Raw genomic sequence first — 4,077 nt, 5'->3', positions numbered from 1 at the left:
ACTATTCGGGTTCACTTCATCTTGCTGCAAGGCTTTTCTTTTAAAATATAATCTATCCGTACTAAAAATCAACAGTACCACATCTAATCTGGTTCAATTAGTTAATTCAATAGTATTAGTTTCATCAGTTAGAGAATCATTGCTAGTTTGACTAGATTCCTTCTCTTTATCAGCACGAAACTTGCTTAGCATCTCCATAAAAATTGGCAATAAGACACCTTTATCTTTTAACATTTTCCATAAATTCATTTCAGTAAATTTGGCACTAGGTTGTCTTACTTCTTTGTTTGATGATCGAATATCAAATTAGATAACGGAATCATTATTAGCTTCTTTTCCTTGGGTAAAAGGGGAGCCCGGAGTATTTTTTACTGTACCCACAGTTGAATACATTGTAGATTGATTTACCCCTATGTTCATTTAAATCAATTTTTATCTCTTGAATCAATATTTTTATATACAAATATAACGTATTAAGAGGTACTTTGTAAATACAAATTTATGGGACTACTAATATCAACATTCATTGAAATATAGACTCTTAATAGATATTCTTATAAGTATTTTAGTAATTGAATGATTTCCTTTTTAAACTCTGGACTTGCTAATTTTAATAACTTAGGGACTTCCCTAAAGTGTTTTACAAGGGCTTTATTAATTTTATTAGAGTAATATTTTTGGTCACCTGTAAGCAAGTCTACAATGTCGTTTTTTAATGATGTACTCACTTTCCCCCATAAAAATTCTGATTCTGTCTTATGCTTATCAATAAATATTTTTACCTGATTAATAAAAGGATTATTCTTATGCAGAATAGCATCTTGTAACTGTGTAATTGTCATCACTTCTGCTTGAAGGGATTGGTGCATAGGAGCTAGATTAGCACTTTCGGCAGCACTTACATTTGTTGCGAAAACTCCAATACCACTACATCCAATCATACTAGCCAAAGCAATTCCTGTACATTGTTTTACAAATGATTTTGGTTTTCTTGCGTTCATAATAAATCTGCCTCCTATATTAATATTTCGTCTTACAGGTAAATGTTACCATATTTATCAGTGGTTTGGGTATATCAAATGTTACAATATAGTTAAATGTTAGGATTTTAAATTTCAAGATAATAAATTTAAACTGGAATTAATATAGATCCAATTGGACCTCGTGATTTGGAAAGTAGGATTCCAATCCTTTAACTATCCAAGATATGATATCTACAATCGAAATGCCTATGCATTATATGATACAGAGACGATACAAAATTGGAGTTCAAATTTTATAACATTACTTGGGGATATTGCACATGTAATACTTCATAATCAAGATTAAGGTGCAAATATAACAATAGAAGATGCCTGGCACTGGTTGAAGCTTTATGAAAAGCTGATACAATTCCGGAAGCATTGCAAAACTATGAATCAAAAGGATAGCCAATAACAGTCCGATATCAAAAGATTTCTTGACGTTTTCCATCACAACAGGTCGAAAGCATTTTCAGAGAAGTTCTTTTGTAAGCATAAAAATAGGAGTGCTTGACCAGGGCACTCCATAACGCTAATAACAACACCTATAAAATTATATGAGTCCTTTGAGTAAATATGTTTTTAACATAAAATCCATATTTAAATTGGAAAAGATCGTCCGGGAAAGCGAGTTTTGACAAAGACTCATATCAAAAAGTGAAAATGTGACAGCAATATATCCTATGTATGCTTTGAGTGTATGTGCCAAGTAAATACAAAGTCCTTATTTTTCTCATTTGGAGAGTAAAAAGAAAAAAAGACAACGATTGGAGGGCTTGTTGTCTAAAAAAGGGGAGTGTCATCAAAATATTAGTTGAAAGACATATCAGGTTATTTAATTTATATGAATTGTGTATAAAAATATGCATTAGAAATAAAAAAGAGCGCATTTTTATATGCACTCTTAGTAAGGTAGGAGAATGACTCATGAGATAGAAAAATCTGTAAATTGTAATCGGATTTTCATGAGTAAATTTTTAATATAGTATGCTTTGCTTGGAGTTATGGAGCCTGTCATTAAAGGAAAGAGGAAAGGTGGAGTTTTAACACACACACAATATTTCATAATAAGCGAAAAAGAGCACACATATAAGTATGCTCTTCGATAAGAAAGGTAGAACTCTATGAGCGAAGAGTCTACATACAATAACGTATGTTTGTTTTTATTTTATGTGAAGAAAAAAATCACCAAAATGTCAACGAAAAATCACCAAAAGCGCTATATTAGCAAATAAATGAAAAGGACCTGCTGTGGGAGAACAGATCCTTTTCAAAAATGCCTATGAGGAAAATCAATGTCACCAGTACAGTATCAATAAACGAGAAGTTATTCCAGGTGTAAAGTGTTGAGAAATAAAAAGTATTTGGCGCAACAAAGTGGTCAACTTAATTAGCTAACCACTTGTTACACAAAAGAAAATTAGGCCCTGCAAGTTAGGATGTGTAACTTAAAGTTACAGTTATAGTGTAAGCCAGATTGGAAATGTTATACGAAAGTTATTTTAATAAAAATATCATTTTGTATAAATAAAGAAATTAGAAAAGGGCACCATGCATCAGTGCTCTTTAAGAAAGGAGGTAACTCTTTAAGCGGAACGTCTAGGTTACAAATATGTGATGTGAAAAGGAAATATGAACAAATTTTATTTTAAATTTTATACAAAAGAGCAGCTAGCTAAACTAACTGCTCAAGTAGCAAGTAGATACAATTTGGGTAAGAAGCAAATTGTATTGTGAATTAGTATTACTAGAATCTTTAATTTTATTCAATTTTAACAAAACCTTTATTTGAATAGAAAGAGAGCACCATTAGGGCGTATGGTGCTCTTTGACCCAAAACTATATTGTGTATTTTTTTATAGTCCGTATAAGTTATGGACTTAGCAAATAAATAGTGAATACATTTGAAACAAAATCCTTATTTAAACGGAAAAAGAGCGCCCGGGAAAGCGCTCTTTGACCAAGACTCATATCATATTGAGAAGTGGTAATGTATCAGCAATATATCTTATGTATGATTTTAGTATATGTGCAGAGTTAATAAAATCTTTACTCTGAAAGTGCGAACACCTTACGGAATAGCATATGCTTGTTTCGCTAATGGGTGAAAAAATTCCGACGAAATCTTTATTTTATTGGGGATTTTGAATTTAAAACATTGAGAACTGTAATGGTATATAGAAAGAGTAGTCTATTTAATATTAAATTTAATTATAAAAAATACTTAAGGGGCATTTTAAATAAATTAGAAATACTCTGCTAATGATGATTAATAATGCGTTAAGTTGTTAGAGTCTTACTTTCAATATCTTCGCAACTTATAAATATGGTATTAGTGGATCTAGGTGTTATTACATGTTCTTCTCTTAAGATGACTAAACACAGTGCTGTATAAAAATTAGAAAGAGTAGCGGGTCCAATTATTTGTCCAGATTTGGTTGATATTGTAACAACAGTTCCTATTGGCCAATTAGAAAGTAAAAAACAAGCTATTCCTGTACAAGATGCCATCTTTGCTCCTCCTTCACTTTAAATTCAAACCTTGTATAAATGTAGTTTTAATGTACATGGTACATAGTTTATACATGAAGGTTGTGAAGTGTGAGCTAGTGAGGTTTTATATTATTGTGAGTTGCTTTTTAAATTCTCTCGGATGAACTTTAAGGGGAAATAAGAAATCTAGGATTGTAATAAAAGCGCTATTTTATTAGAAAGTGAGGTGAATTAATGGATTTTATGTATGTAATTTATACATTAGGTACTTTTGCTCGAAAAAGTAACGTATCTGTTATTGCAGATGAGGATGATGCTCAGAAAGCAATTTTAGGGTTAAGAGCTAACGGGATGAATAAGAAACTGCTTATATAGGTGAAGAGGATGCTTCACAGCATGTTAATATGCCGTGGATTGTTGGTGAGGAGAACTTCTGATAATAGGACGTTATGTTAACCTTACATGAATATGATATACAGTCCACATGTTATGTTTGCGATCTCGACAACATAACGCAAATTTTATACGTTAAGGAATTATTAAGAGAAATAACCTTGATAAA

At 31.3% G+C, this 4,077-nt stretch carries 4 protein-coding genes; 1 reads left to right on the top strand and 3 read right to left on the bottom strand.

The window, feature by feature from the left end:
- Positions 1 to 93: 93 nt before the first annotated feature.
- The 3 genes from COK05_RS31990 to COK05_RS30425 all read right to left on the bottom strand — a co-directional run bounded on the left by COK05_RS31990 (position 94) and on the right by COK05_RS30425 (position 3,533).
- Positions 94 to 300 carry a DUF3914 domain-containing protein gene (locus COK05_RS31990; protein ID WP_373605416.1) on the bottom strand — a complete coding sequence of 69 codons (207 nt, stop codon included), beginning with the start codon at positions 298 to 300 and terminating at the stop codon, positions 94 to 96.
- Between the two features lie 254 nt (positions 301 to 554).
- On the bottom strand, positions 555 to 1,001 hold the full coding sequence (locus tag COK05_RS30430) for a hypothetical protein (RefSeq protein WP_098615486.1): 447 nt from the start codon (positions 999 to 1,001) through the stop codon (positions 555 to 557).
- 2,301 nt (positions 1,002 to 3,302) lie between these two features.
- On the bottom strand, positions 3,303 to 3,533 hold the full coding sequence (locus COK05_RS30425) for a CGEA protein (RefSeq protein ID WP_098615485.1): 231 nt from the start codon (positions 3,531 to 3,533) through the stop codon (positions 3,303 to 3,305).
- Positions 3,534 to 3,749: 216 nt separating this feature from the next.
- On the opposite strand from COK05_RS30425, the gene COK05_RS31530 reads away from it, so the two are divergent.
- Positions 3,750 to 3,890, top strand: coding sequence for a hypothetical protein (locus COK05_RS31530; RefSeq protein WP_176539481.1), 141 nt, complete (start codon positions 3,750 to 3,752; stop codon positions 3,888 to 3,890).
- The last annotated feature ends 187 nt before the right edge of the window (positions 3,891 to 4,077 follow it).

The organism is Bacillus cereus, assembly GCF_002567495.1.
Lineage (GTDB): Bacteria > Bacillota > Bacilli > Bacillales > Bacillaceae_G > Bacillus_A > Bacillus_A cereus_AQ.
This window is presented reverse-complemented; position numbering and strand designations above follow the sequence as displayed.